This is a genomic window from Geminocystis herdmanii PCC 6308, from assembly GCF_000332235.1.
In the GTDB taxonomy this organism is placed as follows: Bacteria; Cyanobacteriota; Cyanobacteriia; order Cyanobacteriales; family Cyanobacteriaceae; genus Geminocystis; species Geminocystis herdmanii.
Window position 1 is genome coordinate 2,089,869 of record NZ_CM001775.1, and the last position, 26,704, is coordinate 2,116,572.

Annotated in this window: 31 protein-coding genes, 1 pseudogene and 1 riboswitch; of the genes and pseudogenes, 11 read left to right on the forward strand and 21 right to left on the reverse strand. The window is 34.6% G+C overall.

Annotated elements, in window-relative coordinates:
* Positions 1-27 precede the first annotated feature (27 nt).
* Positions 28-213, forward strand: a complete 186-nt coding sequence (locus SYN6308_RS24550) for a hypothetical protein (RefSeq protein WP_144051426.1) — start codon at positions 28-30, stop codon at positions 211-213.
* A gap of 45 nt (positions 214-258) precedes the next feature.
* Here the strand turns inward: SYN6308_RS24550 and grxD are convergent, their stop codons facing one another.
* The 3 genes from grxD to SYN6308_RS10420 form a co-directional block, all read right to left on the reverse strand.
* Positions 259-582, reverse strand: a complete 324-nt coding sequence (grxD, locus tag SYN6308_RS10410; protein ID WP_017294379.1) for a Grx4 family monothiol glutaredoxin — start codon at positions 580-582, stop codon at positions 259-261.
* Between the two features lie 61 nt (positions 583-643).
* Positions 644-898: a BolA family protein gene (locus tag SYN6308_RS10415; protein WP_017294380.1), complete on the reverse strand. Its 255-nt coding sequence runs from the start codon at positions 896-898 to the stop codon at positions 644-646.
* A 147-nt stretch (positions 899-1,045) separates the two neighbouring features.
* Positions 1,046-1,618 carry a hypothetical protein gene (locus SYN6308_RS10420; RefSeq protein ID WP_026102021.1) on the reverse strand — a complete coding sequence of 191 codons (573 nt, stop codon included), beginning with the start codon at positions 1,616-1,618 and terminating at the stop codon, positions 1,046-1,048.
* A gap of 465 nt (positions 1,619-2,083) precedes the next feature.
* Here SYN6308_RS10420 and SYN6308_RS10425 point away from each other — a divergent pair, with 465 nt between their 5' ends.
* Positions 2,084-2,380, forward strand: a complete 297-nt coding sequence (locus SYN6308_RS10425) for a hypothetical protein (protein ID WP_017294382.1) — start codon at positions 2,084-2,086, stop codon at positions 2,378-2,380.
* A 388-nt stretch (positions 2,381-2,768) separates the two neighbouring features.
* Here the strand turns inward: SYN6308_RS10425 and SYN6308_RS10430 are convergent, their stop codons facing one another.
* The 9 genes from SYN6308_RS10430 to SYN6308_RS22270 form a co-directional block, all read right to left on the reverse strand.
* Positions 2,769-5,003: a heavy metal translocating P-type ATPase gene (locus tag SYN6308_RS10430; RefSeq protein WP_017294383.1), complete on the reverse strand. Its 2,235-nt coding sequence runs from the start codon at positions 5,001-5,003 to the stop codon at positions 2,769-2,771.
* Positions 5,004-5,191: 188 nt separating this feature from the next.
* The gene (locus SYN6308_RS10440) at positions 5,192-5,614 is read right to left on the reverse strand and encodes a type II toxin-antitoxin system VapC family toxin (RefSeq protein ID WP_017294385.1); all 423 of its coding nucleotides are present in this window, start codon (positions 5,612-5,614) and stop codon (positions 5,192-5,194) included.
* Positions 5,615-5,618: 4 nt separating this feature from the next.
* Positions 5,619-5,987 (reverse strand): type II toxin-antitoxin system HicB family antitoxin, encoded by a 369-nt coding sequence (locus SYN6308_RS10445; RefSeq protein WP_144051427.1) that lies wholly within the window; start codon positions 5,985-5,987, stop codon positions 5,619-5,621.
* Between the two features lie 166 nt (positions 5,988-6,153).
* A complete protein-coding gene (locus SYN6308_RS10450) occupies positions 6,154-6,690 on the reverse strand; it encodes an HMA2 domain-containing protein (RefSeq protein ID WP_017294387.1) in 537 nt (178 codons plus the stop codon).
* Between the two features lie 90 nt (positions 6,691-6,780).
* Positions 6,781-7,062 carry a DUF5132 domain-containing protein gene (locus SYN6308_RS10455; RefSeq protein ID WP_017294388.1) on the reverse strand — a complete coding sequence of 94 codons (282 nt, stop codon included), beginning with the start codon at positions 7,060-7,062 and terminating at the stop codon, positions 6,781-6,783.
* 76 nt (positions 7,063-7,138) lie between these two features.
* On the reverse strand, positions 7,139-7,288 hold the full coding sequence (locus tag SYN6308_RS24880; RefSeq protein ID WP_017294389.1) for a hypothetical protein: 150 nt from the start codon (positions 7,286-7,288) through the stop codon (positions 7,139-7,141).
* A 431-nt stretch (positions 7,289-7,719) separates the two neighbouring features.
* The gene (locus tag SYN6308_RS10465) at positions 7,720-7,974 is read right to left on the reverse strand and encodes a DUF4926 domain-containing protein (RefSeq protein WP_237741281.1); all 255 of its coding nucleotides are present in this window, start codon (positions 7,972-7,974) and stop codon (positions 7,720-7,722) included.
* A 62-nt stretch (positions 7,975-8,036) separates the two neighbouring features.
* A complete protein-coding gene (locus SYN6308_RS10470; protein ID WP_017294391.1) occupies positions 8,037-8,468 on the reverse strand; it encodes a helix-turn-helix domain-containing protein in 432 nt (143 codons plus the stop codon).
* A gap of 126 nt (positions 8,469-8,594) precedes the next feature.
* Entirely contained in the window at positions 8,595-8,912 is a 318-nt protein-coding gene (locus SYN6308_RS22270) for a FeoB small GTPase domain-containing protein (protein WP_052312599.1), read from the reverse strand.
* A 201-nt stretch (positions 8,913-9,113) separates the two neighbouring features.
* On the opposite strand from SYN6308_RS22270, the gene SYN6308_RS10480 reads away from it, so the two are divergent.
* Both SYN6308_RS10480 and SYN6308_RS10485 read left to right on the forward strand, forming a co-directional pair.
* Positions 9,114-9,329, forward strand: a complete 216-nt coding sequence (locus tag SYN6308_RS10480) for a hypothetical protein (protein ID WP_017294392.1) — start codon at positions 9,114-9,116, stop codon at positions 9,327-9,329.
* A gap of 158 nt (positions 9,330-9,487) precedes the next feature.
* Positions 9,488-9,730, forward strand: a pseudogene (locus SYN6308_RS10485) (type IIL restriction-modification enzyme MmeI); the annotation flags it as partial.
* A gap of 345 nt (positions 9,731-10,075) precedes the next feature.
* Here the strand turns inward: SYN6308_RS10485 and SYN6308_RS10490 are convergent.
* The 4 genes from SYN6308_RS10490 to SYN6308_RS23375 all read right to left on the reverse strand — a co-directional run bounded on the left by SYN6308_RS10490 (position 10,076) and on the right by SYN6308_RS23375 (position 15,061).
* Positions 10,076-10,774 carry a Uma2 family endonuclease gene (locus SYN6308_RS10490; protein WP_017294394.1) on the reverse strand — a complete coding sequence of 233 codons (699 nt, stop codon included), beginning with the start codon at positions 10,772-10,774 and terminating at the stop codon, positions 10,076-10,078.
* Between the two features lie 207 nt (positions 10,775-10,981).
* Positions 10,982-12,589, reverse strand: coding sequence for an iron uptake porin (locus SYN6308_RS10495; protein WP_017294395.1), 1,608 nt, complete (start codon positions 12,587-12,589; stop codon positions 10,982-10,984).
* A gap of 105 nt (positions 12,590-12,694) precedes the next feature.
* Positions 12,695-14,422, reverse strand: a complete 1,728-nt coding sequence (locus SYN6308_RS10500) for a peptidoglycan D,D-transpeptidase FtsI family protein (protein WP_237741282.1) — start codon at positions 14,420-14,422, stop codon at positions 12,695-12,697.
* Between the two features lie 102 nt (positions 14,423-14,524).
* A complete protein-coding gene (locus tag SYN6308_RS23375; RefSeq protein WP_017294397.1) occupies positions 14,525-15,061 on the reverse strand; it encodes a hypothetical protein in 537 nt (178 codons plus the stop codon).
* A gap of 205 nt (positions 15,062-15,266) precedes the next feature.
* On the opposite strand from SYN6308_RS23375, the gene SYN6308_RS10510 reads away from it, so the two are divergent.
* Together SYN6308_RS10510 and thiC are read left to right on the forward strand one after the other, a co-directional pair.
* The gene (locus tag SYN6308_RS10510) at positions 15,267-15,488 is read left to right on the forward strand and encodes a ferredoxin-thioredoxin reductase variable chain (RefSeq protein ID WP_017294398.1); all 222 of its coding nucleotides are present in this window, start codon (positions 15,267-15,269) and stop codon (positions 15,486-15,488) included.
* Between the two features lie 185 nt (positions 15,489-15,673).
* Positions 15,674-15,768, forward strand: a riboswitch (TPP riboswitch).
* Between the two features lie 5 nt (positions 15,769-15,773).
* A complete protein-coding gene (gene thiC, locus SYN6308_RS10515) occupies positions 15,774-17,156 on the forward strand; it encodes a phosphomethylpyrimidine synthase (RefSeq protein WP_017294399.1) in 1,383 nt (460 codons plus the stop codon).
* Between the two features lie 128 nt (positions 17,157-17,284).
* On the opposite strand, the gene SYN6308_RS10520 is transcribed toward thiC, so the two are convergent.
* Positions 17,285-17,758: an SRPBCC family protein gene (locus SYN6308_RS10520; protein ID WP_017294400.1), complete on the reverse strand. Its 474-nt coding sequence runs from the start codon at positions 17,756-17,758 to the stop codon at positions 17,285-17,287.
* 268 nt (positions 17,759-18,026) lie between these two features.
* On the opposite strand from SYN6308_RS10520, the gene hemF reads away from it, so the two are divergent.
* Both hemF and SYN6308_RS10530 read left to right on the forward strand, forming a co-directional pair.
* Positions 18,027-19,043, forward strand: a complete 1,017-nt coding sequence (gene hemF, locus SYN6308_RS10525) for an oxygen-dependent coproporphyrinogen oxidase (RefSeq protein WP_017294401.1) — start codon at positions 18,027-18,029, stop codon at positions 19,041-19,043.
* Positions 19,044-19,362: 319 nt separating this feature from the next.
* Positions 19,363-19,755 (forward strand): FHA domain-containing protein, encoded by a 393-nt coding sequence (locus SYN6308_RS10530; RefSeq protein WP_017294402.1) that lies wholly within the window; start codon positions 19,363-19,365, stop codon positions 19,753-19,755.
* Positions 19,756-19,796: 41 nt separating this feature from the next.
* Here the strand turns inward: SYN6308_RS10530 and SYN6308_RS10535 are convergent, their stop codons facing one another.
* Positions 19,797-20,366, reverse strand: a complete 570-nt coding sequence (locus tag SYN6308_RS10535) for a DUF3611 family protein (RefSeq protein ID WP_017294403.1) — start codon at positions 20,364-20,366, stop codon at positions 19,797-19,799.
* A 154-nt stretch (positions 20,367-20,520) separates the two neighbouring features.
* Entirely contained in the window at positions 20,521-21,462 is a 942-nt protein-coding gene (locus SYN6308_RS10540; RefSeq protein WP_026102024.1) for an isoaspartyl peptidase/L-asparaginase, read from the reverse strand.
* 191 nt (positions 21,463-21,653) lie between these two features.
* Here SYN6308_RS10540 and SYN6308_RS10545 point away from each other — a divergent pair, with 191 nt between their 5' ends.
* The 3 genes from SYN6308_RS10545 (at position 21,654) to SYN6308_RS10555 (ending at position 23,308) form a co-directional block, all read left to right on the forward strand.
* Positions 21,654-21,959, forward strand: a complete 306-nt coding sequence (locus SYN6308_RS10545) for a 2Fe-2S iron-sulfur cluster-binding protein (protein WP_017294405.1) — start codon at positions 21,654-21,656, stop codon at positions 21,957-21,959.
* 300 nt (positions 21,960-22,259) lie between these two features.
* Complete coding sequence (locus SYN6308_RS10550) at positions 22,260-22,853, forward strand: DUF922 domain-containing Zn-dependent protease (RefSeq protein WP_017294406.1); 594 nt, start codon at positions 22,260-22,262, stop codon at positions 22,851-22,853.
* A 29-nt stretch (positions 22,854-22,882) separates the two neighbouring features.
* Complete coding sequence (locus SYN6308_RS10555) at positions 22,883-23,308, forward strand: hypothetical protein (protein WP_017294407.1); 426 nt, start codon at positions 22,883-22,885, stop codon at positions 23,306-23,308.
* Positions 23,309-23,378: 70 nt separating this feature from the next.
* Here the strand turns inward: SYN6308_RS10555 and SYN6308_RS10560 are convergent, their stop codons facing one another.
* Both SYN6308_RS10560 and SYN6308_RS10565 read right to left on the reverse strand, forming a co-directional pair.
* A complete protein-coding gene (locus SYN6308_RS10560; protein WP_026102025.1) occupies positions 23,379-24,215 on the reverse strand; it encodes an alpha/beta fold hydrolase in 837 nt (278 codons plus the stop codon).
* 439 nt (positions 24,216-24,654) lie between these two features.
* On the reverse strand, positions 24,655-26,298 hold the full coding sequence (locus SYN6308_RS10565; protein ID WP_017294409.1) for a DNA methyltransferase: 1,644 nt from the start codon (positions 26,296-26,298) through the stop codon (positions 24,655-24,657).
* Positions 26,299-26,704 lie beyond the last annotated feature (406 nt).

Below are 26,704 nucleotides of genomic sequence, written 5' to 3' on the forward strand. Positions count from 1 at the left end.
TTACTAATGTCATTATTTGCTATAGAGATGGCAGATACTGGCGGTGCTTACACCATGTTGCGTATAATTATTAATCCACCTCCATTTATAACTTTTATTTATGTATTTTCATTAGTATTAAATCTGATTCTTTTAGTTAGTTTAATAACTATAGCTGTGACAAGATTTTGGATTCAATGGCAGTTAAAAAGAAATACTGCAAAAAGTATTTAATTAGAGTTTCCCCTTTTTCTCGTGAAAAGATAAGGGGAAAAAAATTTATGAAGCTAAAGCAACCTCAATCATTTGCTGTAATTCACCCGTTTGATACAACTCAATTAAAACATCACTACCCCCAATAAACTCCCCATTCACATAAACTTGAGGAATAGTAGGCCAATTGGAATATTCTTTGATACCTTGACGAATATCATAATCCGCTAACACATCAACGGTTTCAAAAGGAATCCCAAGGGTATTTAAAATTTGCACCACATTGTTAGAAAATCCACATTGAGGCATCAATTTTGAGCCTTTCATGAAAACTACTACCGGGGTACTTTTAACAACATCGTCAATACGCTTTTCTAATTCTGGTGTCATAATTAATAATAAATGTTACAAAAAATAATAGTTTATATCTTAGTTTAACTGATTAGCTATTTTAGTTTTGAATAGTTTGCCATGTTTCTGGCGTATAAGTTTTTAAAGCTAAAGCGTGAATAGCTTCCGACTTTAACTCACTTTGTAATGCTCCATAAACTAATTGATGTTGTTTGACAATTGTTTTGCCCTCAAATTGAGCTGAAATTACGATCGCTTCCAGATGATCACCGCCTCCTGTCAAATCTTTAACAAAGACTTGTGCATCAGCAATTTCTTCTTGAATCGTTTTTTTTACTTGTTCTAAACTAACCATTATGATCAAAAATAAAGAATTTTACCCTTAATTTATTATACAATATATTTGCTTTTTATCCTTAAAAATTGAATATTTATCCTTAGTAAATTGACAATTATCAATGGTTTCTATAGACTAATAAAAAGACATATTTACTGATAAAAACTAATTATTTGCACCTGTTTGAAAAGGTGTTTCCACAAAACCAATTTCATATAATTGTTGATAAGATTTACGCCCTAATTCACTGGTAGGATTTTGCGATCGAATTATCTGAATCAAAAGCGGAACGGCTAATTCAGGTTTATTTTGCGCTCGATGAACTAAAGCTAATTGATAAGTGGACTCATCCCTTAGAGCAGCTGTTCTCAGCGCGCCCGATCGTTGTCCTTCTGCCAAACGAGGATCAATTCCTGCGAAACTTTCCGCTAATTGCAAATAAAAATTTGAAAGTTGATTAAAAACCCTTCTAGCTTGTTGCAACTTTGTCGAAGCCAGATCGTAATTTCCAGCGTTAATAGCTTCTTCTGCTTCCCGCATCAATTTTTGTCCTCCATCAATACTCAAAAGACTTTCCGTTTGATTAATAGGGGTAACAATATTTTCCTCTAACCCCTCATTATTTTGAGTTTCGGTAGTTGATTGAGCAAAAGTCAGAGGAGTAAATGAGAATACTCCCAAGGAAACAACAATCCCTAAATAGTTAGTCAAGGCTTTTTTTGAGGACAACGATAACATAACGAAATTATGACCCGATTGAATAAATTGCTTAAATTTTACCATATGTTAACAGAAAGCCCTCACTATAAACTTGAAACTGATTGATTCCCCTCAATTATGTTAATTTTAAGTGATTAGGTGATAGACTGCCATCGAGCTTACTTAGAAACAAATCGATGGATATTCAGGAAAAACTAGGAGCTTTTAACTGTTAACTAATAGTTTATTATAGTTGTTTATACCTACTCACGGGATAAAGGTTGACATTTTTTTAAAATATGTTAGCTTTTAATGAAGTCGATAACCAAGACTGTTAAAACTATTTAATTTAAAGATTAAATTAAATAAAAATTAGTTATTATTCAAGATTAATCAATTAATTAGAATAATAAAAGTAGGGTGGGTTACACCCGAATCAACGCTTGTGGACAGTATCAAGCCGACTTGACTGGTAGAAGCAAGAAGTAAACGTCATAGGTAACTATGAGTAAGTTTTATATAACAGAAGTCTTTTTACAATTTATATCCAATAATGTATCAAATCACTTTTTAGGTTCGATCGTCAAAGTCGTAAACTTAGCTCATATCGATATACTGTTAATGTCGGTAGAATCTCTTGATGATCCTAGCGCATACTGTAAACATGACGATGATCGTAAAACAGTTAAGGGATTTTTCCTTTATCTTGACTTCATCAGTGCTTTAATTATAAACTTAGGTGAACGTTCGATCGATTTGCTCAATAAGTATAAAAATTCTCAACATCCATTTATACCTTGAGTAATTAAATATGTTGAAGATAAGAGATTTCATGGTCAAGTTTTCTCAAAATTTAAAGATATATTTTAGGGATATTTTTCTATTAATTAATAGTGTTTAATATTGACTAATGACAAAAAAGATCAACCAACAACTTAACATCATACTAAGCTAAGACGCATCTAAGTTGACTGGTGAAGATAGGCTGGAGGCAATGATTCGACTACCCTCACCAACTGGGCAACAAACAATAATCGTTTTTTAGTCCTACAAAAAAATGCACAAGCCACCCCTCCCCTGACCGCTAAGGGTCAAGAAAAGGATGGCTGTTTTATTATACTTTAATTATAACAAATTTTTAGAAATATTGTCAATAGTATTTTTGTTTTTTTTACGTTTTTTAAAAAACTTAATTTTTCGTTTCTAGCTGATGTTGCACTAAGGGGCGTAAACTATTTAAACCAGCGACGATCGCAGTGCCATTATGGATTATAGTAGCGAGTAAGGGGTTTAAACCGATGGTAGAAGCAAAACCCAAGCCGATGAGATTGGGGGCAACTACTAACATGGTATTCTGTTCAATGAGATTTTGAGTTTGTTTAGCGATCGAAATTGCCTCTATAATGCTAGTAAGATCATTATTCATTAAGACGACATCCGCCGTTTCCCGTGCTATATCCGAACCATCAGCGAAAGATATAGATACATCAGCATAAGCTAAAGCAACGGAATCATTTAAACCATCTCCCACGAAAGCCACCGTTTTACCGCCTCTACTCAAGTTTCTGACAATTTTCGCCTTATCTTCTGGAAAAGCGTCAGCATGGACTTGATTTGTGGGAATACTGAGGGTTTTTGCCACCTGATGCGCCCTTGTTTGATTATCCCCAGTTAGCAAATGTAACTCCATCCCGAAAATATTTTGCAACTCATACAACAAACTAGCACTTTCTGGGCGTAAGGGATCAGTATATTCGAGATAACCTATTAATTCACCATCACAGGCGACATAAACGAAAGATAACCCCTCTAAAACGTCTAATTTATCTTGATTTTGAGAAATATTAGCAAAACTTACTCCCTGAGAGCGTAAAAACTTTTCACTTCCCACAATTACCGTTAAACCGTCAATTTCTGCCGTCATGCCCGAACCTACGCTATAATCCCAACTATGACGAGGTAAAATGTCGATTTTCTTCAGTTTACCATAGTTGACGATCGCCTCCGCCACGGGATGAGTAATTCGTTGTTCCGCAGACACCGCTAACTGCAATAATCTATCAGGGGTGATATTATCATTAACGGTTACGACTCCCACGACTTTTATATTTCCCTCCGTGAGAGTGCCAGTTTTATCGAAAACGATAGTATCAATTTCCCCTAATAATTCCATCGTGCGCCCACTTCTAACTAAAATACCGTGACGGGTAGTGTGATTTAATGCACCTAAGAAAGCCGTTGGCATGGAAACACGGATACCAGTAACGAAATCGAGAGTTAAAATGGAGGCGGTGCGAGTGGGGTCTTTGGTGGTAGCGAAGACAATTCCTGCTAATATCATGGAGGGGATAATCAACTTATCGGCTAATTTTGCCGCATAGTTCGCCATTCTGGTATCATGGACTGGGGCTTTTTCTAATAACTCAATACTCGCCGCCGCCCTTGTTTGAGTGCCTATCCTTTCCGATTGTATCTTTATTTTACCCGATCGAAGTAAAGTGGAGGCATAGACATAAGTACCAATTTGGGCAACGATGGGCATCGATTCTCCCGTGAGTTGTTGTTGGTCAACGGTTGCCTCTCCAGATGTTACTATACCATCAACGGGGATGCGTTCCCCCGGATAGACGATGACGATTTCCCCTGCTATTACCTCATCGCTTTTGATTGAAATAATTTTGCCTTCTCTTTCTACCCATGCAAAACGCCCGATGGTATCCAATAGATTAGCAGTTTTTTGCTCCGTCGATCGAGCGGTATATTCCCTAATCAAATCCCCTAACTCATGAAGGGTAATCACAAGAGAAGGAGTTAATAACTTACCCTGTAAACCACTCAACACCAAAGCCATTAAATCGAGACAGTCGATATTGAGTTTACGATGGATAAAAATACTTTCCATCGCCCTAGTGGCAACGGGCAAACTGGCAGTAACTAAGGCACTTCTAGCTAAAAAGGTGATTAAAGAAGAAGGGAAACCATTGGCAACTATAGCTAAACCTGTGGAGATTAAAGGTAAAGTTAAACTTGACCAAGAAGCTCGATCGTCTTCCTTACTCTGACTATTATCATTAGGGGTATTTTCATCAATGCCATTATTTTCCGAAGCATTGGGAGACGATTCCCCAAAATTTGACAAAGTTATCCCATTCTGATCCAAATTATACCCTAAAAAGAGATCATTTAAAAACAAATTAAGAGATATTTCTTCTCGATAATGAATAACCACACAAGAAGCCAATACATTAAAACGATAACTTTTAACTCCTTCTATCACCCCTAAACGTTTTTCCCAATCATCTTGTAAAGCCTTTGTTAAAAGGGGAGTGCGGAGGCGGATTCTTCCCTTGATAGCATGAATAAGAGAATAATCAGTGTTATCAGGAGAAATAGAATTAAGACTTGTATAGTTAGTTAATAGCATGGAAACCGTGATAATATGTTATTATGATTAAATCTTTTAAAAATCTTGCTACAGAAGATATTTTTAATGGGAAAAATAGTAAATTAGCTAGAAAAATTTGTCCTCAAAATCTTTAACAAATAGTAAGAAGAAAATTAGAGAAAAATATTAGTTGATAATGAGATTAAACTATTAATTTAGTAATTATTTTAATTATTAGATAATGTCCAATCTTGTATTTGTAAATTAGGTATTTTAGAAAAATCTTTTTGATTGCGTGTCACTACAACACCTCCAAAAGCTAAGGCAATACTACTGATTCTCAAATCTTGACTACCAATACGAATAGATTTTAAATCTTGAAAAATATTATAGGCATTTTCATCAAAATCTAAAACAGTAATACTGTCAAAAAAATGAATGGTTAATTTTAAGTTACGATAAGCTGTCGATATAATAGGTTGTGATTTAGCTTTTTGGATAGAGTTAAGCCGTCCTTTTAATTGCTCTTCTACTGTTATTATTGTGGTAGTTATATTTGCAAATTCTATCCCCTTAATTTTGCTAACAATTACGGGATGATTTCTTTGAAATAAAGAAATAGTATCCGTATCTAAAATATAAAGTGTCATTATTTTATTCTGGAGAAGTTAATTCAACATATTCAACTTCTAATTTTTCTTTCTCTTTTCTTCTTTCTTCCGTAATAAAATCCTGCATTTCATCGAATAATAAATCATCTTTAAACATTCCCGCAAATTTAAGCCAAGGATTTTCTTTTTGAGATTTTTTCACTTCTAAGGAGACGATTTCTTGATTGTTTTCATTAATGCTTAACAGTTGTTGTAACTGTTGCAATGCTTCTTGTTTATTTTCTGCGGTTACTTGACAATTTTGCCAACCCAAAACACAGGCATTAACTAATCCATTGTCTTGATACTGAATTAAAATACCATAAGTTTGTTTTTCCGTATGATTTTCATTGATAATTTCTGTTGTCATCATTGATTTATGTCTCCTTATATACATATACCCAAAAATAATGATATTTTCATCAGTAATGATTTATGAGATGAGTTTTCTTTTATTCACTGTAATTGTTAAGTTTGACAATAGAAAGAAAGTGTCATAATTCATAACTGACTGGTATAATCTGAATCTTTGGTATTAATTATGTTATGTTATCGCTTTTTGCTGTCTCAATAATACTTATTAATTTAAAACCTAAATCTAAATCGGAGAGACTTCCTGCATCGTAATTAATCACCACGGAAGCTGTTATTTGATTAATTCTGACACTGATAACGTTATCATCGTTGTTGAGTAGTCTTTCTAAACGTTTCGCAAATAAAGCATCCTCTTTTACTTGGGGAATCCTTAATCTTACTCTACCATTAACGGAATGGACGATCGACATTTCCTCCTCTTTTTTAGCCGTTGAGGATGACTGAGGTTTTTCCTGTTTTACTTCCGAAGACGAGGTTTTTTTCAACTCTCGAAATAATTGGCGAAATACTGTTGCGACTCCTAAATTGACTAATAAGGCATTTGCACCACGCAACTGAAATCTACTGGTGACAAACAAACCAAACATCACAGGAATAATCATTTCCACTTCTTCATGTTCTTTCAAAAAAGTAGCAATTTGCTCTTTATTTACTGATTCTGAATTAGTTAAATTTTCTGCGCTTAAAGTTGCACTGTCCATGATTTTATTTTCTCCCTATCATAGCTATATTTTCTAAATTTTAACCATAATTTATACTTAAAAGACTTAGTAAATTATGGAGAGTAAATATTAATCAGAAGGAGTACTTGAAACAGTGATGGTATCCTGTTTTTTTTCTGCTTCTGCTAAAACTTCGGCTTTCGCTTCTGCTACTAAATCACCAATTTGTTCGCTAGTTTCGGCGATAGTTTCTTTAGTTTTTTGGTATAAAATTACTCCAGTTTTAATAGTAGCTTTTGCCACTGGTTTGAGGAGGGAAGCTATAGTAGGAGCGAGAATTACTGCTCCAACACCGATAGCAATAGTTTTAATAGGATCATCTTGATACATATTTCTGATTTTATCTAACATTGACTTTTACTCCATGATTTATTAATAGTTAGTAGATAATATTTACTGATATTCAATTACTGAAAAATAGTTCAACTTATGATTGAATAACAGAGATAATTTTAACAGTTTTTTTATCTAATGCTACCCGACTTTTGCTCACTTGCATTACACAAGAAGAAAAGCGACTTTCTGATAAAATATCTACTCCTTGAATAACTTCTATTGTCATTAAATGACGAATCATATCTTCCTCTTGGGTTTCAATTTTGGCTACTATAGCTTTACTCCCCCACTTTTAAATCTGGCAAAGGAAAAGAATCGGACATGAAAAACCTCTATTTTGTAAATTAAATAGTTAATTACTCCTCAATAAACAATGACAATTTTTGATTATCTTCTCTTTATTTTAGCAAGATTTTTAAATTAGATCAATTACCATTTTAACCTATTATTAACTATTTTTTGCAGTTAAAAATTGTTACTTTAATTAATTTGAAAAATGACTTTACAGATAGGCTTATAATTTAAGACTAAGATATTTTTTGAAGCCGATAAGGAAAAATAAAAATAATTACCCTCAAACAATTCAGATTCAGAGATACCAGTAATTTTTCTAATTTTTTTTGATAATAACTCTAATGATAATAAGTTATTAATGTCATAACACTGATAAAATTAATTGGTTAAAAGAGGTTGTAAACTTCTTTGAGAAAATACCCCATTTTTCTTTAAAGATTCTATTTTTGATTCTGCAACAGTGATAACTGCAATAGTTTCACCAATGGGATTAAATACTTCTAAACTGTAACTATCTTCACCATTTTTCACTAAATGATGTTCCACAATATTAGGAATATCTCCCTCCCATAAGTTATATTGAGATATGTTTTCTTTTAATGCAACTGTTGTAAATAATTGAAATTTCATCATTTTTCCTTCTTATAAATATTTGGTTAATTTTGTTTTGGCAATTATGGCATCTTGAGGTAATTTTATTTTTTTGGAGAATATTTAAGTTTTTTTTTGACTAAATAATAAACCACATCATAACTAACCCCTAATTGAAATTCTTTATTCAACCAGTTTTGAATTTCTTTATAACTTTGAAAATCAGTATTTTTATCCAGTTTATCTCGCAATTTGTCGATAATTTGAGGAGAAATAAAAGGTTTTCTTCCTCCTCCCTTTTTCTCTTGTAATAATTCCTCTATTCCCTCTTGTTGATAACAACGTAACCAATATTGAATCGTTACTCGATGTTTACCGATGATTGATGCTACTTCGGTAATCGTTTTTACCTGTTGGCTTTTGAGAAGATACAATACTTGAATTTTCTGAAAATTATCTGATGTCTTTTGCTCACTTAACAGGGTTTTTAATTGTTCGATCGACTCTATAATTTTAACTTGAGAAACTCCTGCCATGAGACTATGTGTAAAAATAATTTAACAAAAACTTCTTTCTTTTTGACAAAAATCTGTTTAATCTTCCTTTCTAATTGCAAAATATTAATAAGTATTTTGTTATAAAACTTAATAATAAGTCTGTAGCTACTTTTTCTTCTTCGGTAATCGGTAATAAGGAGCACATTCTGGGGTTATCAATGACAGAAAATTATTATCCTCAATTTTGCATTTTTCTCTCGATTTTTCCATTGTTGTACTAAAGTGATTTTCGTCGGTGACATATACCCCAGTTAAGGCATTGAATAAAACACTTTTACCCATATTTGGCATTCCCACTAAGGCTATTTCGGTGGTAGCTTTTTTCTCTGTGGTAGGAGTGGATGGCTTATTAAATAGGGATTTTAACCAATTATTCCTCGAACCTGATGAATTACTACTGTTTGTATATTTATGAGATTTCATGTTTTTCTCCCAAAACTTTTACCGCAAAATTTTCTCAATAATTTTCTATAATTATATTTTAATGCCGTGATTAAAGATTTTGCAAGATTATTGCAATTAATTTTTATTAATTTTTGCTTAATTTTTTAAATATTCTTGTTTTAATGCAAATCTTATGCAATAATTTAGAAAGAAAAGTTTATTAATTGAAAAGGTATTGTTATGGCTTTAGTACATTGGGATAAGTCTGTTTTAACATTACATCTCAAGGAAATGATGGAAGATCATCAAAAAGGCGATTCTACTGCACTTTTAGGCTTGAGTGCGATCGTGATGGGTACAGTTTTAATACCAGCAACGGTAAAATTAGGTAAACCTTTATTAAAAAGTATGATCAAAAGTAGTCTATCTCTTTCAATGCAGAAAAAATCTTTTTGATAATAATTTTAAGCAATAAAAATTTTAAAGAGATACAAATTTATCTATATAAATTATCAATAAAATCTAGGTATCTCTTATCTTTGATATATCTTGATCATAGAATGTGGGATAATATTAATTCATAATACAAAATAGCCTACTTTCTACATCTTCCCATGACAAGCAATCATCAAGATAACCTCGAAAAATTTATTACCTTTTGTCAACAACATATAACTGGACAAGAAAGGAAAGAAGCGCAGATATTCTTAGATAGATTTTTTCAGGCATTTGGTTATGATGGTGCATTGGAAGCTGGTGCAAAATACGAAGAAGCTATTAAAAAGGGTAGCAAAAAGAAAAATACTGGCTTTGCTGATTTAGTCTGGAAACCCAAGCTACTGATTGAGATGAAAAAGGGGGAAAAAACGCTTTTAAACCTTCATTAAATTTAGTAAATCAATCTCAAAAATCAATTTATAATATTTTTTAGTCAAATCTTAATATTATTTTATCGATTTCGTCTAAATTTTATCTCGAACTGAGGTTACAAACAGATATAGCAGTCAGTTATGAGTTGTGAAAATTATCTTATCATCAAAGGCAAGAGGCAAAAGGCAAAAGGCAAAAGGCAAGATTAGTCGTATCTTCGATATTTTTTCTAATAATTTATTTCTCACAAATGATTCCTGATTGCTATAAAAAATATTTTTTGTTAAAAGTCCAGTCATTATTACATCGAATATCTAATAGGGAAGACATTATCAGTTAATATCCTCTAAATTTATGCCTAATTCCCTTAATTTTGCCTCTAATTTATCAGCCCTTTCCTTTTCTTTTTCTGCCCTTTCTTTTTCTTTGTCTGCTCTTTCTTTCTCCTCTAATACTTTTTGTTTTTCCTCATTATAAGTAGAAAATCGATCGCCATTGGGATAGTATATATTTAACTCTGGTTGACTTAACTCAAAACGGATTCCTAAACGGGGGCTTTCCCAACCGTCTATATTTTCAATCATTTGTAAAATATTATCCTGTCGTACAAAACCCGTTAAATCATTCATGTCTGGATCATAAATGTAATATTCCTCGACTCCATGATTTTGATAAAACAATAGTTTGCCATACATTTCCTTCGTTGTGTTACCCGGAGAGAGAATTTCAAAGACGACTTGAGGGGCAATATTATCTTCTTTCCATTGTTGATATGAGCCACGTTCACCTTTTTCTCTACCAAATACTACCATAGCATCGGGGGCAACTCGTTTTTTATTATCACCCTCGGTGGGATACCAAAGTAAATCACCCGCTACAAACACTTGCGGATTATCGACAAATAACCAATCTAAATTAGTTTTAATGGTGGTAATCCAACGAAACTGAAGGGTATTATCTGCCATAGGTTTACCGTCACTGTCAGGATAAATAATTTCTGATTTAGTGGTTTTTTCTAGTTGAGCAACCATATTATTTTAAATTAGATAAGGAATTTCCATGATAACAATGTTAATGCAGAATTATGGAAATATTCTGATTTACTTAGAAGCTACGCATAATAATTATTAAAAAACGGGCTAAAGCCCTTACTACGAGGTTTCGGAAAAAATTTTTTTTAAGATGTCTATTGGTGGGCAATGCCCACCCTACTTTTTTGGAGAAGTCTAAATGAATGTTTAAAAAGTAAATGTAGTCCGTAATGCTCCAATAACAAGGGGATCATTTCGGCTATCGTTAGAAGGATTGGTTACTACCATTACACCTGGAGTAATTTTAATGTTATCGGTGATGGCGTATTCATAAAATGCCTCAATATGGAAAGAAGTATCATCATTGCTTAATTTTACGCCGTTATTTCTAATGGTAGAATTTGTTTGCCATGGTTGCATTCCCACCACAATACCTCCTAAACTTCCTTCTTTGAATAAGTCTGGAAAACCTAAAGTTGCCGCCCAATACCAAGAATCGGAACTTCCACGGGATACGTTAACAATACCATCAGAAAAACTGTTAAGGGTTCTTACATTAGAATATCCTCCCCATGCGCCTAAAACAAATTTTTCGGCTAATTGCCATGACATGGTTACAGCGTAGGTGTTGTGAGAGGTATCGATGGGGCTATCAGCGATTAACTCGGCAAAACTGCGGGTATTTTCTCCAATGCCAAAGGTGTTGTATCCTTGCCCGTAAGCGAAGGCTATACCAAAGTTATCGTTAGGATAGTAGCCCACTTGTCCTAAGATACCATAAGCGCCATTAAACAAACCATTGCCTCTTTCGGGATTGTTGCCATCGGTGGCTAAGTAGCCTAAACTCCAACCAAATTGCCCTAATTTACCTTCTAGGGCTAAACCTGCACCTTCTCCTTGATAATATACAAGGTTACGAGTACCAAAACTGGATATTGCACCACTACCACCATCTCCGTCTAGGATACTCAAGGTGTTGGTAAAGTCATCAAATGCTCCTCCTGCACCTTCTAACCAGAGGGTAATATTTTCACTGATAGGAAAATTATAGTTTAAGACTTCGATCGCAACGTCATTGTCATCGGGTTGAGAGAATGCTAAACTAGCTTGTTGAGTGTTGGCTGGGACGCTAAAATCAGGGAAATTACCTGTTGCTAAACGGGTGTAGAGTAAATCTTGTCCAGTAAAGCTGGTACTTAATTCTATTCTAGTACGATTACCTAAAACGGGTACTTGTTCGATACTTTCTCTACCGCCGTTTTTTTGCCCGTTGAAAATACTAGCTAATCCGAAGATAACTTCTCCACTTAACTTAGTGGTAGTAGAAAATTGATGATCTTCTAAAAAGGCAACTCTACCTTCTAGGTTATCAACTCTTGCTCCTAATGTGGCTAATTCACTCTCAAATTCTGCCATTAATCGTTTTAGCTTCTCGATGTCTTCTCTCATCACCGACTCACTGGCGGCAATTAAACGCTCCATTTGTTGCATACAAGCATTTAACCCGGCGGCAAATTCATAACGACTCAAGGCACGATTTCCCCTAAAGGTTCGATCGGGATACCCCACAATACAGCCATACCTTTCGACTAAACTTCTGAGGGCTTCAAAAGCCCAATCCGTAGGGGAAACATCTCGCAATTGAGAAACGGAAGTTACTTGCGCTTGATGGTTTGTGGGTTGATAGTTGTCGATTTGCTCTAAAATATCTTCAGGGGATGCTAATACTGCATTAGGAAGCACGATCGAGCCTAATAAGATACTACTAATCAATAATTTACTTTTCACTGTTTTAAAACTCTTCACAATAATCACTGATCCATAGTAGATGAGAATGATTATCTTTTTCAATCCCCCCTAGAGGGATAAAACTAAATCTATATGGTTAGTTTTATATTTATTTTGGTGTAAATCCATCAATTATTTTTTCTTATCTTTTTTCAAGCCCATGGGATAAGAAGGAGGAATACCCTTAATACGGATGATGGCATTCATTACCTCTTTAACGATGGGGGCAGCCACGGTTGAGCCATAAGTATTTCCCCCTTGAGGTTCATCCACCACAGCTAAAACTACATACTGGGGATCATTAGTAGGTAAAATCGAGACAAAACTGGTAATTTTGGCGTTAGCTTGGTATCTTCCTCTACCGTCATGTTTTTGGGCTGTGCCTGTTTTCCCCCCGATGTGATAACCGTCTATATGTGCTGCTGCTCCCGTACCGTTGGCGACTACGGACTCCATCATTTTAGTTACACTTTTGGCAGAACTTTCCGAAAATACTTGTTTTGTTTCCAATTTAGGGATAGTTTCTAATTCTCCTTGGGCATTAACTAATCCTTCAATGACATGGGGTGTAACTAATTTTCCTCCATTGGCGATCGCAGCGTGTAACTGCACTAATTTAAGAGGAGTTAAAGATAACCCCTGCCCAAAAGAAGAAACTGCTGGTTCGATGTCTCTAGCTGTAAAAATTTCTTTAGGTTTGAGATACCCCGTTGCTTCAAAAGGTAAGTCTAATCCCATTAAGCGATTCATGCCTAATTCTTCCAATCGTTGGTAATACTTTGCTCTACTTATTTTTTTGACAATGTGAATCATTGCGGTATTGCTTGATACTTCCATTGCTTTAGTAATACTTACCCAACCTTTTCCTGTTTTAGAAGCGTTAGCAATAGGCCAACCATCAATAACGGTACTAGCGGCATCTAACACTTGAGATCGATCGGTGATTACCCCTTCATCAAGGGCAATGGCGACGTGAATTGGTTTAAAAGTTGATCCCGGTTCGTAACTGTCCGTAACCGCCCAATTTTTGTATAAAGCGAAGTCATAAAGAGAGTATTGATTAGGGTTGTAGGTAGGTTCACAGGCTAAAGCGACGATCGCACCAGTGTGAACATCCATAACGATTACTGCTCCTCTTTTCGCCTTAAAGTTTTTCAGTTGATTTTTTAAAGCCTCTCTAGTGGCACGTTGTAAACGTAAATCGAGGGTTAGTTTGAGTTGTAAATCATCTAATTCCACTACTCCTTGAGGTAAAGAGGAGGGAATAATTGCTCCCTGTCCATCTTTTTTTACCTTGACAAAAGAGGTCATTTGTATGGTGGAAAGTTCTCGTTCTAAAAGTTTTTCCTGACTATATTCTACTCCAGCTTGTCCTGCGTGTTCTGTGTCCACATAGCCGATAATATCCGCAATTAATTCTCCTTGGGGATAAAAACGGGCATAACGTCTTTCTAAATCAATGCCCTCGAATCCCAGTTGTCTAATTTTATTTCCTTGATCTTCGGTGATGGTTTTTCCTAATAAAACTCCAGTATCCCTACTGTTTAACAATTTTAAAATCTCATTTTTATCTCGATCGACTAATATCTCAGCAATTTTTTCCGCTACAATATCCTTCGATTTCGACAACATATTGGGATGAATATAAATCGTATAAACCACCTTATCCAATGCCACCACACTACCCCGACTATCGACGATCGATCGACGGGGGATATACGGACGAAAATTATAGGTTTGTTGTTGTTTTGCCTGTTTTGCTAAGTCTTCCCCTTCCTTAATTTGCAACTGATATAAACGCCAGATTAAACCCGATGCACTCAAGATTAAAACTAACCAAATTACAAATAATCTTACCAAAGAATCAACATTTAACGAAGATTGGTGGCTGGAGGATTGGGATAACCAATTTTTTTGAGGGACAAATTTATTCAGATCAAATTTAAAGACATTCATCTTCGATTAGTAAGCAATAGGAGTGATTTTCTGTATCTGTTTCGGTTCAACGGACTCAGACTTGTCTAATTCTATCGGTTTTGGGGTCATATCGGGTAAAAAAATCGGAGGTTGAGTCGGATCAGGGTTAACTAATCCCGATCCTGATTGTTGTGCTGATTCTGCTAACTGATTCTTAATTATTTCTTCTGTAAAACTAAATTGTCGCTCTTGTTTTTGCAATTCTTGTAATTGATGATATTTACTTGTCCACTGTTTTGGTGCATATACGGTGATACCATACATCACAAATGCGATCGCCACACTAAAATAACAAAAAGCCGAAGAACCATAACCTAATACCATTAAACTTTGAAGCCAAAAAGGTTTATTTTTCTTTTCAATATGGGATATTTTTTCCTCAAGACGTGAATTAACAACCCGAGAAGAATATTTCCGACGAGACAATTTTCCCGTAGATGTTAACTTACGAGAAGACACAGACTCTTTTTTTTGAACATCAACATTACTTTGTCGGCGTGGCAGGTTATCGTGGACTAACATACATATAATCAAAGATTAGATAAAGACTAACTAATATTAGCAAATATTCTCAAAATAAGAAGTATTTTTTGAAAAATTTGCAACCGCTTTAGTGTTAACTTTTTTAAGCTAAAGTTTGCACAGATGACGAGGTATGCAAAAATAATAAAGTTAGTTGCCTTTAGGCATATATTTTGTATTCAAATTTACTATTAAAAATTTCACTATGAAAGTAGGCGATCGCATTAAAGTACAAGAATCCGTATTAGTATATCATCATCCTCAACACAAAAAAGAAGCCTTTGACATTCAAGGCATGGAAGGAGAACTAATAGAAATTGTAACCGAATGGCAAGGAAGACCCGTCAGCGCAAATTTTCCTTACCTCGTCAAATTCGACAAAAAATTTAAAGCCCATTTCCGAGAAGATGAAATAATCTCTCTGTAAAAAAAGACAGGTGGACAAGTGGACAGGTGGACAGGTGGACAGGTTGACAGGTTGACAAGTGGACAGGTGGACAAGTGGACAGGTTGACAGGTTGACAAGTGGACAGAGAGATTTTTATGAGAAAATAAGAATAAAATGTCTCGCTAAATTATCCCCATTAAGGGATAAAAAAATGATACAATTTTCTACATAGCTAGGGGTGTCTAAAAACTAGGCTGAGAAAAACCCTTAGAACCTGAGACTGGGTAATACCAGCGTAGGAAAGCTGTTTATTGAGGATAAAATATGCGCACAGAATGGATCGCAAAACGTACGGGACAAGCTAATGTATCTCAGATGCACTATGCTCGTCAAGGTGTCATCACCGAGGAAATGCACTATGTCGCCAAAAGAGAAAATCTTCCCGTGGATTTAATTCGGGAAGAAGTGGCACGGGGAAGAATGATTATTCCTGCGAATATCAATCACCCGAATCTTGAACCCATGGCGATCGGAATTGCTTCAAAATGTAAAGTCAATGCCAATATTGGAGCATCTCCCAATAGTTCTAATATTGATGAAGAAGTGGCAAAACTTCATTTAGCAGTAAAATATGGTGCTGATACCTTAATGGACTTGTCCACTGGAGGTGGTAACTTAGATGAAATTCGTACCGCTATTATTAAGGCTTCTCCTATTCCCATCGGTACAGTCCCCATTTATCAGGCTCTTGAGAGTGTTCACGGTAACATTGAAAAACTTACCCCCGATGATTTTTTACATATCATTGAAAAACACGCTCAACAGGGTGTTGACTACATGACCATTCATGCGGGGATTTTAATTGAACATTTACCCTTAGTGCGCGATCGAATTACTGGTATTGTGTCCAGAGGCGGTGGCATTATTGCCCGTTGGATGTTGCATCATCACAAACAAAACCCCCTTTACACTCATTTTGACGAAATTATCGAGATTTTCAAAAAATACGATGTTTCCTTTAGTTTAGGGGATTCTTTACGTCCGGGTTGTACCCATGATGCTTCTGATAAAGCACAATTAGCGGAGTTAAAAACTTTAGGACAATTAACTCGCAGAGCGTGGGAACATGATGTTCAGGTGATGGTAGAAGGACCCGGTCATGTACCGATGGATCAAATTGAGTTTAATGTCAAAAAACAGATGGAGGAGTGTTCAGAAGCACCTTTTTATGTTTTAGGACCTCTTGTGACTGATATTGCTCCGGGGTATGATCATATTACCAGTGCCATCGGTGCTGCTATGGCTGGTTGGTACGGTACAGCAATGTTGTGTTATGTTACTCCCAAAGAACATTTAGGCTTACCCAATGCGGAAGATGTCCGTAATGGCTTAATTGCGTATAAAATTGCGGCTCATGCGGCGGATATTGCCCGTCATCGTCCGGGGGCGCGCGATCGAGATGATGAATTATCCCATGCTCGTTATAACTTCGACTGGAATCGTCAATTTGAGTTATCTCTTGATCCCGATCGAGCCAGAGAATACCATGATGAGACATTACCTGCGGATATTTATAAAGAAGCGGAATTTTGCTCTATGTGTGGACCTAAATTCTGTCCGATGCAGACTAAAGTAGATGCCGATGCACTTACTGAATTAGAAAAATTCTTAGCAAAAGAAGCGGAAACCAAACAACCTGTAGCATAATAACTTGTAGGGTGGGCATTGCCCACCTTTATTTTTTGATATAAATTAATTTTTGAAAAAATAGGCTGTTTTGATTCTTTATCATACCACTTTTCCTTTAGCGACGGCGGAAGATCGAGTACTTATACTTACTTTATCGCCGCCGCATTAACTAATTCATCGGCTACTCGTATAGAATAAGGTTTAATTATCCACCAGATAAAAGGAGAAAGCCACCCCCTTAAGGTGATGGAATAAGAAATATAACTACCGCAAAGAGTTGATTCGATTTGATAAGTAATTCTTTGCTCAATCCCCGGTATTGCCAATAAACGAATACTCAATAATTCTCTTGGCTTGACATTTTCTACAAAAATCCGAATGGGAATAGGAGTTAAACGGGTGACGGCTTGAAAAATTAACCCCGGTTTGGGAATTAAACCTTTGGGTAAATCCGTTTGAGAAAAAAGAGGATGCCATGACATATCGGCTAAGTTGATTAATTTTCGCCATACTATATCCACTGGTACGTTACTTACGACTCGATAGGTTTTATAAAGAGAAAACTGACATAATAATTTACCTCCTCCTGCCAATAATTTAAACGAAAAACTTAAAATCATGATTAAAATTTAAAAATTAGGAATTACGAATGAGAGATTAGGAATTAATAATTTTTTTCCTAGGAAACGATCGAACAATGTTAGTTGTATCTAATTTGATGATAAATAATTAATGTTTTCTTCCTGAAAAAACCACAGGAGTTTTAGTTAGTTTTGGTGTCATTTTCTATTGCAAAATATTAAGATCTGCTAATAATCATAGTCTAATGATACTGTCACAGTTTAGATTGGTAAATTGTAAGTTATTTTAATCAATTTTTATAGAAATATGGTAGTTACAGAAACTAATCTCAATCAATCTCCTTCTTTACCCCCTGAAGATGCAAAAACTAGAGTTAGTCAATTTATGCAAAGTCTGCAAGATGAAATCTGTTCAGGTTTAGAAGCCTTAGACGGCAAGGGTAAATTTAAGGAAGATAGTTGGCAAAGAGAGGAAGGGGGAGGAGGTCGATCGAGAGTGATGACCGATGGTAATATATTTGAACAAGGTGGGGTTAATTTTTCCGAAGTTTGGGGACATAATCTTCCTCCTAGTATTTTACAACAAAGACCAGAAGCGGAAGGGCATTCTTTTTATGCTACGGGAACATCCATGGTATTGCATCCTAAAAACCCTTATATCCCTACGGTACACCTTAATTATCGCTATTTTGAAGCAGGTCCCGTATGGTGGTTCGGTGGTGGTGCAGATTTAACTCCTTACTACCCTTTTGCTGAGGATGCTAAACATTTTCATTCTACCTTTAAACAGACGTGCCATCGCCATAATCCCGAATATTATCCTGTGTTTAAGCGTTGGTGTGATGAATATTTTTACCTCAAACACCGCAACGAAACCAGAGGAGTAGGGGGACTGTTCTTTGACTACCAAGACGGTACAGGGGCGTTGTATAAAGGACCTCATAAAGATAAATCTGCCGCTGAATATAGCAATGGTTTACCACCTCAAAAACATCGTACATGGGAAGACTTATTCGCCTTCATTCAAGACTGTGGGCGCACTTTTCTTCCTGCTTATGTACCTATTGCCGAAAAACGTCAACATACAGAATATGGCGATCGAGAACGTAATTTCCAATTGTATCGTCGAGGAAGATACGTTGAATTTAATTTAGTTTATGATAGAGGAACTATTTTCGGATTACAAACAAATGGTAGAACGGAATCAATTTTAATGTCATTACCTCCCCTTGTGCGTTGGGAATACGGCTACACTCCTGAACCGAATACCCCCGAAGCAGAACTATATGAAGTGTTCTTAAAACCTCAAAATTGGGCGGAATAATTAGGGGATGATGAAAAAATTTTGAGATGACAGGAGGTGTTAGGTTTTAGGTTTTAGGTTTTAGGTTAAAGAATAAAAAATCTTATAAAATAATTATCTAAGATAATAGACTTCGATCGTAATTAGTCAAAGAAGGGTAAAAACCCTACAAACAAATAAAAAATATTTTAGGTCAAAGTTTAATGGATAATTGATTGATTCGATATGACTCATAAATGACCAAATCAGGTAAAATATGATAGTGTATCGAGTCAAACTTGTAAATTAATTCTTTTTGACTTATAACCAAACTAGCAATCTTTACTCAGATGAAACGTCGGTGATTACTTTAACTTTATTACATCCTCTCAAATCAGTGGCAGTTCAAAAATGGAACTTTGAGCCTAATTCAGTGATCAGAATTGGACGGGCTAATGATAATGAAGTAGTCTTATATAGTGCTGTTGTTTCTCGTCACCATCTCGAAATTAGACCAAGAGGGGAAGATTGGGCATTAATCAGCCTTGGTTCTAATGGTACTTTCATTAATGGCAAAAAAATCAATAAAGTGTTAGTCAAAGATGGCATGATTATTAGATTAGCGAGTTCTGGTCCTAAAATTCAAATCACGTTGAGTCAGGAAGCTGAATCTGCTAATGGACAACCAAACCAAAACTCTAAGCGTCAACCTCTTACCAGTAGAGATATATCGAAGGAAACTGTCATGAATTAGTGAATAATTTTTTAGTAAGGTTTTAAGCCCTAATTAGCAGATTAATTGCTGATGCGACTGATTAAGATTAAAGAAGTAACAATTCCTGCAAAATGTGCGCCAATGGTGTTGGTATTGGCTTGAATAATCAATAAATCCAAAGGGTTAACAAACTGCTGAGGATTTGAACCGATTAACTGAGGAGAAAGAGTCAAGGATTTAGCTAAAGCCAAGCCCACGAGAGTTTCAGCACCAATAATGGCAAAAAGCATTCCCACTAAGTTAAAGACTAAACCAAATTGAATTAAACGGATGGTTTCAGACTTTTTGGGGCGCATAGCTGGGTCTCGATTTTGGATTTTTTTACCGATTTTTCCATATCGATAGCATAAAACAAGAGCTACTACTAACAACACGATACTAATAAAAGCAGATATGATCCCAAATTGTACCGCCTGAAGATTTTGTTTACTTTCGGATAAGGCAGGAATGGAAAATAAGAGGGTGACGGTGGAGATAATTCCTAAAACCAGTTGTAACCAAAAACTCCAAAATCCCCATCTCTGTAAATTTGTAGAAACTTTCTGTACTGCTGGTGGTAAAGAGGGTGCTAATTCTGATTCTCTGGACATGGTTTAAATAATGAAGAATGAATAATGAATAATTGAGAATTGAAAATGGAGAATTGAGAATTGAGAATGGAGAATGGAGAATTGAGAATGGAGAATTGAGAATTGAGAATGGAGAATTGAGAATGGAGAATTGAGAATTGTTAATTGCTAATTGTTAATTGTCGATCGAGCCGACAATATCATCATTATCCCATTCTAAGCAATCACCAATAGTTTTTCCATCGTGATAAGCGGCTAATAAAACTTCACTGGTTTTTCCCCAGACAATATTACCATGTCGATCGAGGGAAATAGCACCTAAATCCCTTTTATTTTCCTGTGCTTCGGTGATAGATTTTGTCATCGCTTCCACTAAAGATAAACCATCTCCCGTACGAATCACCACTTTAGCCGCTAAACACTCGTCAATAATATCCTCCCCGATACCCGTACAACTAACCCCGGCGTAGGCATTAGCATAATTTCCCGCCGGCATCGCTGAATCGCTTACCCTACCAATTCTTTCCAAACCCTTTCCTCCAGTAGAAGTACCAGCACTAATTCTTCCTTGAGTATCTAACGCTACAACTCCGATCGTGCCTCTACCTGCCTCGGTTTCAGCCACAACCCCTGCCATTTTTTTGGTAAAATTCTCCTTTCTCTCCTCAATCCATTCATGTAATCTTAAATCTGTCAAAGGATCATATATAGGAAAATTTAACTCTCGTAATAATTCGGCACTGCCATAGTCAGATAAAACTCGATCGTCCTCTTCCTGTAGCTTTTGAGCCAAATTAATGGGATTTTGTACCCTAGAAACATTAATTACACCGCTAAAACGTTGTTTTTCTCCATCCATCAAAGAAGCACTCATTCTAATTTGACCATCGGATTGTAATACAGAACCAGTTCCTGCATTAAAACGAGGATTATCTTCTAACAACTGACATCCCCTAATAACCGCATCCGTAGCGCTTTTTCCTTCCAACAATAATTGATAAACTTCCGAAACAATATCATGTAAAGACTTTCTCACGGCTTCTAATCCACCTTTTCCCTTCAGAGAACTACCAGCCCCACCGTGTATAATTAATTTTGGTTTAATCATGTTCGACATATACTTTAAAATAACTGATCAACCTATTATTTTAACCTGAGTTCGAGACAACAATCTTTGAGAGAAAAAGGTTTTAGATTCTAATTGTAAAGATTACTTAATAATGTCCCTATCAAGAGAGATTAAGTGAACAATGAAGATTATCATAAAAAATAAACTGTTTTTTTACAATTAATATTATAGTTATAGCGATGGCAAATACTTATCAGGTTAGATTAGTTAATCAAGAAAAAGGTATTGACACTGTAATTGAAGTCAATGCCGATGAATATATCCTCGATGCTGCCGAGAGACAAGGATTTAATTTACCCTACTCTTGTCGTGCTGGAGTATGTGTTAGTTGTACAGGAAAATTAAAAGAGGGTACTCTCAAACACGACTACGACTTTTTAAAAGCCAAAGAAATCGAAGCTGGTTTTTTCCTTACTTGTAAAGCCTTTGCCACTTCTGATTGTGTCGTAGAAACTCATCAAGAAGATGCTTTATTAGACTTATAATCAACAAAAAATCTTTTTTCAAGAAGTCATTAGAAGTTATTTTAAAAGTTTCTACCCCCCTAACCCTGCTTAAAAAGCAAGGCTGTTTCAAAGTAGAGGCAGAATTTTTCGCCCTCACCCCCAACCCCTCTCCCACAGGCGAGGGGAGACTTTTTTTATAATTGATTAATGAATAGTAAAAACCTGTGTTGTCTGAAACCCTCCTAGAGACGTTACAGAAAATGTCTCTAGCCCAATTTTTGGAGATGCCTAATTAATAACGATCGAATTGGTAGAATTAGAAATCTTAACTAGAGATGAATGAATAAGAAATATATCTCTTTATTATTACTGGTTTTAATGGCAGTATTTCTGACAAATTTTTTAAATTTAACTGTGGAAGCAAAGCCAGTAATTAATATTACTACTAACTATTATAATGTCAGGGGAAAAACTGTTTCAGACATTGCAAAAAGTTTATATAATGATAGCCCGATTATATATCAAGGAAACAAATATCATGGTTATACATCATGGAATATAAGATGGAATTTTAACTGGTATCAGTATCCTAATTATTGTCAAATTACTACTGTTAAAACCACTGTTAATGTAAAATATACTTTACCTAAATTAATTACTTATGCTTCTTTATCTTCACCTATTAAACAAAAATGGGATAGATATTATCAAGCCTTAATTAACCATGAAGAAGGGCATAAAAATTTTGGCGTTAATTCTGCTCATAATATCGAAAAAACTATTCTTAATATGGGAAAAAGAAATTCCTGCCAACTATTAGAAAAAGATGCTAATATTATCGGTCATAATGTTATTAAAAGCACGATCGAGCAAGAAAAAGAGTATGATAGAATCACTAATCATGGAGTAACCCAAGGTGCAATTTTTCCATAAAATATATTAGATTTACTTAGTCAATAAAAATGAAAAAATTAACAACCGTTGGATTAATTAGTTTTATATTAACATTCCCTTTAAATAATGCTGTAAATTCTCAAGAATTATCACAAGTAGAAGGAAAATTGATTTATCCTTCGGATTATTTACCAGCGATGTTAATTTGTGCAGTTAATCTCAATTCTCGCCAAAGATTTTGCATTAAAACAGAGGAAGAAGATTCTACATTTGTGATGAAAATTCCCTATGGTAAATATATGTTTTCTGCGGAAAAAATTGAAGATTCTACTATGAAAGCATGGATGACTAATATTCATCTTGAATGTGGGCAACCCTGTGCTGATAATCCGATTCAGGTGTTAACTGTTGATATAAATAATTCTCTTATTTCTGGAATTTGCCCTTGTGATTGGTACACCGATAAAGATAAATTAATTTTTCCGAATAATTAAGTATTTGTGGTAAAAAATTAAGATTTGAGAGATTGCTTCGTACCTCGCAATGACAAAATAATCTTCTCTATTAATGTTGTTGTAAAAATTCTTTTATTACCTTGTTAAATGGTTGCGGTTCGACTAAAAAAGCCCAATGATTACTAGGTACTTTTTTAATAGTTAAATTAGGTAAATAATCTTTAAAAGGTTGTATTTGAAAGTTCGATCGATTTAAGCCTTTTTCTGGTTGAATAAATAAGGTAGGAATCGTTAATTTTTCGGTTAATCCAGCCTTTAACATCACATCAGTAAAAATTTCATCTCTAGCTTGAATTGCAAATTTACTTGACCAAATATCGTTATCATTTTGTTGGATACTATACTTAAAAACTTCCTGTTGAAAATCACTCCATCCTTGATATTGTTTTAAGGTTTTAGCTAAATTTTCTGCAAATTCATAACTAGGAAAATCTCCCGTCATTTTCAGAAAGGGTAATACTTGATAAAGTAAGGGAAAAGTTATTTGAATCCAATTAGGTAGTTTATTGATATAAAAGGGATCAACTAAAATCATACTTTGAAAAATATCAGGTTTTTTTGTTGCCCAAATCGGCACAAATTTTGCACTCCAAGAATGGGCTAATATATGAAATTTTGTCCATCCTAAATGGTTAACTAAAGCCTCTAAATCCTTAACTATATCTTCAGTAAAGTAGCCTTTTTCTGGTTTACTACTATTACCATGCCCTCGCAAATCTGGAGCGATAATATGATAATTTTCCTGTAAATAATCTCCCAATTTTCCCCACACTAAACCATGATCCGCCATGCCATGTAATAATAATAATGGGGTTTTATCTTGATTCCATTCTAAGTAAGAAATCTCGATATTATCGGGTTTAATAAATGTTTTACGAGTTGCCATTGTTTTGTTATTCATCAATCAATCAATCTTTCTGTTATTCACTGTAAACTATACCTGATTTCCATGGGCAAAACTTTTGAAAAATAAGCCGTTGAGAGTGATAATTGACGTAATTTTACCAGAAAAACATAATTAAATTTACAAAAACTCCTCAACACCCTAACATCTTTACAGAAAAAAAATTGCGATTTTTCTTGACTTTTTTCTGATTTTTGGTAATAATAGAAAATATAAAGATCAAAATGGAAATCTGACTGTCTATCTTCAAAATTGTCAATATTCCCATTATCTAAATTTTATCAAAAAAGTCAAGAGTTGTCAAGGGAAAAGTTAAAAAAAAACGGTTTTTTTTCTCTGTAGGGGTTGAACATTGTTCAACCTGTCTATTTTTACGGGCAAGATGCTATTTCACGGTGGAATTTAGTTTAAAATTTTTGTGTTAATTAGAAAAGTTAATTTTGATTTGATCGCTTTTGGTTTCTCTTTGTTTTTCAGCACTTTTTAAGACTTCTAAGACTAATCTTATATCAAGTCTTTTTTGTTCCTCAATAATTTCTCTTATCGTTACGATCGAAATTTTATCCACAGGATTACTCATAAATTTACTTTGATAAATTCCTGCTTCTTTGGCAGTCTTAATCATGTCTTTTGTTGGCTCGTTAAGGGTAAGAAATATTCCTAAAGTTGCCTCGTTTATCGTCATTGTACCTAATAAATCTCGAATATCACCTGATTTTACCTTGCCGGATTTGACTTGAATAATAATTTTTTCTGGTTTATCTTTGCCACTATCAAAATAAGCGATACCGTCAATACCTTTATCTGCTCCTTTTTTATCGTTAATTATTGCCCTATTATTCGTATAGGTTAAAACAGCCCATTTTTCAAATTCTTTCCTAGTTCGATCGTCTTTTTTTAAGGCTAATGCTTGGGCAGATTCCATGTCTTTAGGAATGCCATTAAGGGTTATATTTTCTAAAACTTCTTTACCAAAACTATCTTCTAATCTTTTAATAACTACCCCAATACTTTGATAAGTTATATCAATTCCTATCCAATTTCTATCTAGTAATTGGGCAACTTCAACGGTTGTACCGCAACCGCAAAAGGCATCTAATATCACATCTCCTTTATTACTACTAGCTTTAATAATTCTTTCTAATAATGCTTTGGGTTTTTGGGTTGGATAGCCTAATCTTTCTTTTGCTTGAGAGGAAATAGGAGGAATATCATCGAAAATTTGTTGAATTAATTGTCCTTTATTTTCATCTAAATAACGCTTAATTCTGATACCACCTTTTGAAGTAAAATAAAGCCTATTTTCTACGTCTAATTGCTTCATTGTTTCTAATGGGCAACGCCAATAATTTTTTACTCCTTTATACTCATATTCATAACCTCCACCGCTTAAACCTTTTGCGGTTAAATCACCACTTGCCCATAATCTTCCATCTTCATCTTGATAATTATAATTATTCATTCTTTTATCTGATAAATTACCATATTGAGGATTCCATGTATAATTATTAGCAGTTTTTACATAAAAAAGAATAATATCATTATTTCGTCCAAATCTCTTTTTTGCATCACTATGAGATGTGGTTCTTTTCCAGATAATTTCGTTTAAAAAATCGCCTTTTTGAGAGCAAAAAATGGCATCTAAAACTAATTTTAAATAATGACTAGCGGAAGGATCACAATGGAGATAAAAACTCCCTGTCGGCTTTAAAACTCGATGAATTTCTACTATTCTTAAAGTCATATTTACCAGATAAGCAAATAAACTTCCCTTTCCTAAAACTGGCTCTAATCCACAGATTAAATCAACGGTTTTTTGAGTGAATTTACCGTGATAATTTTCCTTGATTTCAGCTAAACCAATATTAGCTAAATCATCCCATGTCCAAGTATCAATAAAAGCCTGTGCTTGAGCTCGATCTTCTTTTCCAATATTGTTATAAATTTGGTTATAATTGCGCTTAGAATTGAAGGGAGGATCGATATAACACAAATCCACGGATTCATCTTTAATATGTCTTCTTAAAACGTCTAAATTATCACCGTAAAATAATTGATTATTCATAAAAAATCTTAAAAACCTTTCTTAATCTTGTACCATCTTAACTTCTTGATGTTACGAATAGAGAATTTTTGTCATACTTTGTTATATTCATAGGAGGATTGATTATGACGATCGAACTCAATCCAAACTCGACAATTTTGTCACTAAAACACTGACACCTAATTAGGGTTTGCTGAAAAAGTATTTTGATAAGGATAGGAGAGAGGAGTCAGGAGACAGGAGATAGGAGAAATACTGAAACATCAAGGTTTTGATGCTGTTGATAGATAGAATAAGTATAGTTGTATTTTAAAAAGTAAGGTCAAAAGTGTCGAGTTTTTGGATAAAAATTGTTAAAACTGCGCACTTTTTAGTTAATTTAATGTGTTGAATGCCTTGATTTTCCTAGTCTTCTGATTTATTCAGC

What these genes read in the sequence shown, in the direction of transcription:
- hemF (WP_017294401.1), top strand. Translation starts at nt 18,027, where the DNA reads ATGGTAGTTACAGAAACTAATCTCAATCAATCTCCTTCTTTACCCCCT.
- SYN6308_RS10490 (WP_017294394.1), bottom strand. Translation starts at nt 10,774, where the DNA reads ATGGTTGCTCAACTAGAAAAAACCACTAAATCAGAAATTATTTATCCT.
- SYN6308_RS10555 (WP_017294407.1), top strand. Translation starts at nt 22,883, where the DNA reads ATGAAAAAATTAACAACCGTTGGATTAATTAGTTTTATATTAACATTC.
- SYN6308_RS10455 (WP_017294388.1), bottom strand. Translation starts at nt 7,062, where the DNA reads ATGTTAGATAAAATCAGAAATATGTATCAAGATGATCCTATTAAAACT.
- SYN6308_RS22270 (WP_052312599.1), bottom strand. Translation starts at nt 8,912, where the DNA reads ATGAAATCTCATAAATATACAAACAGTAGTAATTCATCAGGTTCGAGG.
- SYN6308_RS10520 (WP_017294400.1), bottom strand. Translation starts at nt 17,758, where the DNA reads ATGATTTTAAGTTTTTCGTTTAAATTATTGGCAGGAGGAGGTAAATTA.
- SYN6308_RS10560 (WP_026102025.1), bottom strand. Translation starts at nt 24,215, where the DNA reads ATGGCAACTCGTAAAACATTTATTAAACCCGATAATATCGAGATTTCT.
- SYN6308_RS10415 (WP_017294380.1), bottom strand. Translation starts at nt 898, where the DNA reads ATGGTTAGTTTAGAACAAGTAAAAAAAACGATTCAAGAAGAAATTGCT.
- SYN6308_RS10445 (WP_144051427.1), bottom strand. Translation starts at nt 5,987, where the DNA reads ATGATGACAACAGAAATTATCAATGAAAATCATACGGAAAAACAAACT.
- SYN6308_RS10535 (WP_017294403.1), bottom strand. Translation starts at nt 20,366, where the DNA reads ATGTCCAGAGAATCAGAATTAGCACCCTCTTTACCACCAGCAGTACAG.
- SYN6308_RS24880 (WP_017294389.1), bottom strand. Translation starts at nt 7,288, where the DNA reads ATGATTCGTCATTTAATGACAATAGAAGTTATTCAAGGAGTAGATATT.
- SYN6308_RS10545 (WP_017294405.1), top strand. Translation starts at nt 21,654, where the DNA reads ATGGCAAATACTTATCAGGTTAGATTAGTTAATCAAGAAAAAGGTATT.
- thiC (WP_017294399.1), top strand. Translation starts at nt 15,774, where the DNA reads ATGCGCACAGAATGGATCGCAAAACGTACGGGACAAGCTAATGTATCT.
- SYN6308_RS10420 (WP_026102021.1), bottom strand. Translation starts at nt 1,618, where the DNA reads ATGTTATCGTTGTCCTCAAAAAAAGCCTTGACTAACTATTTAGGGATT.
- SYN6308_RS10540 (WP_026102024.1), bottom strand. Translation starts at nt 21,462, where the DNA reads ATGTCGAACATGATTAAACCAAAATTAATTATACACGGTGGGGCTGGT.
- SYN6308_RS10465 (WP_237741281.1), bottom strand. Translation starts at nt 7,974, where the DNA reads ATGATGAAATTTCAATTATTTACAACAGTTGCATTAAAAGAAAACATA.
- SYN6308_RS10430 (WP_017294383.1), bottom strand. Translation starts at nt 5,003, where the DNA reads ATGCTATTAACTAACTATACAAGTCTTAATTCTATTTCTCCTGATAAC.
- SYN6308_RS10450 (WP_017294387.1), bottom strand. Translation starts at nt 6,690, where the DNA reads ATGGACAGTGCAACTTTAAGCGCAGAAAATTTAACTAATTCAGAATCA.
- SYN6308_RS10510 (WP_017294398.1), top strand. Translation starts at nt 15,267, where the DNA reads ATGAAAGTAGGCGATCGCATTAAAGTACAAGAATCCGTATTAGTATAT.
- SYN6308_RS10565 (WP_017294409.1), bottom strand. Translation starts at nt 26,298, where the DNA reads ATGAATAATCAATTATTTTACGGTGATAATTTAGACGTTTTAAGAAGA.
- grxD (WP_017294379.1), bottom strand. Translation starts at nt 582, where the DNA reads ATGACACCAGAATTAGAAAAGCGTATTGACGATGTTGTTAAAAGTACC.
- SYN6308_RS23375 (WP_017294397.1), bottom strand. Translation starts at nt 15,061, where the DNA reads ATGTTAGTCCACGATAACCTGCCACGCCGACAAAGTAATGTTGATGTT.
- SYN6308_RS10470 (WP_017294391.1), bottom strand. Translation starts at nt 8,468, where the DNA reads ATGGCAGGAGTTTCTCAAGTTAAAATTATAGAGTCGATCGAACAATTA.
- SYN6308_RS10480 (WP_017294392.1), top strand. Translation starts at nt 9,114, where the DNA reads ATGGCTTTAGTACATTGGGATAAGTCTGTTTTAACATTACATCTCAAG.
- SYN6308_RS10550 (WP_017294406.1), top strand. Translation starts at nt 22,260, where the DNA reads ATGAATAAGAAATATATCTCTTTATTATTACTGGTTTTAATGGCAGTA.
- SYN6308_RS24550 (WP_144051426.1), top strand. Translation starts at nt 28, where the DNA reads ATGGCAGATACTGGCGGTGCTTACACCATGTTGCGTATAATTATTAAT.
- SYN6308_RS10425 (WP_017294382.1), top strand. Translation starts at nt 2,084, where the DNA reads ATGAGTAAGTTTTATATAACAGAAGTCTTTTTACAATTTATATCCAAT.
- SYN6308_RS10440 (WP_017294385.1), bottom strand. Translation starts at nt 5,614, where the DNA reads ATGACACTTTATATTTTAGATACGGATACTATTTCTTTATTTCAAAGA.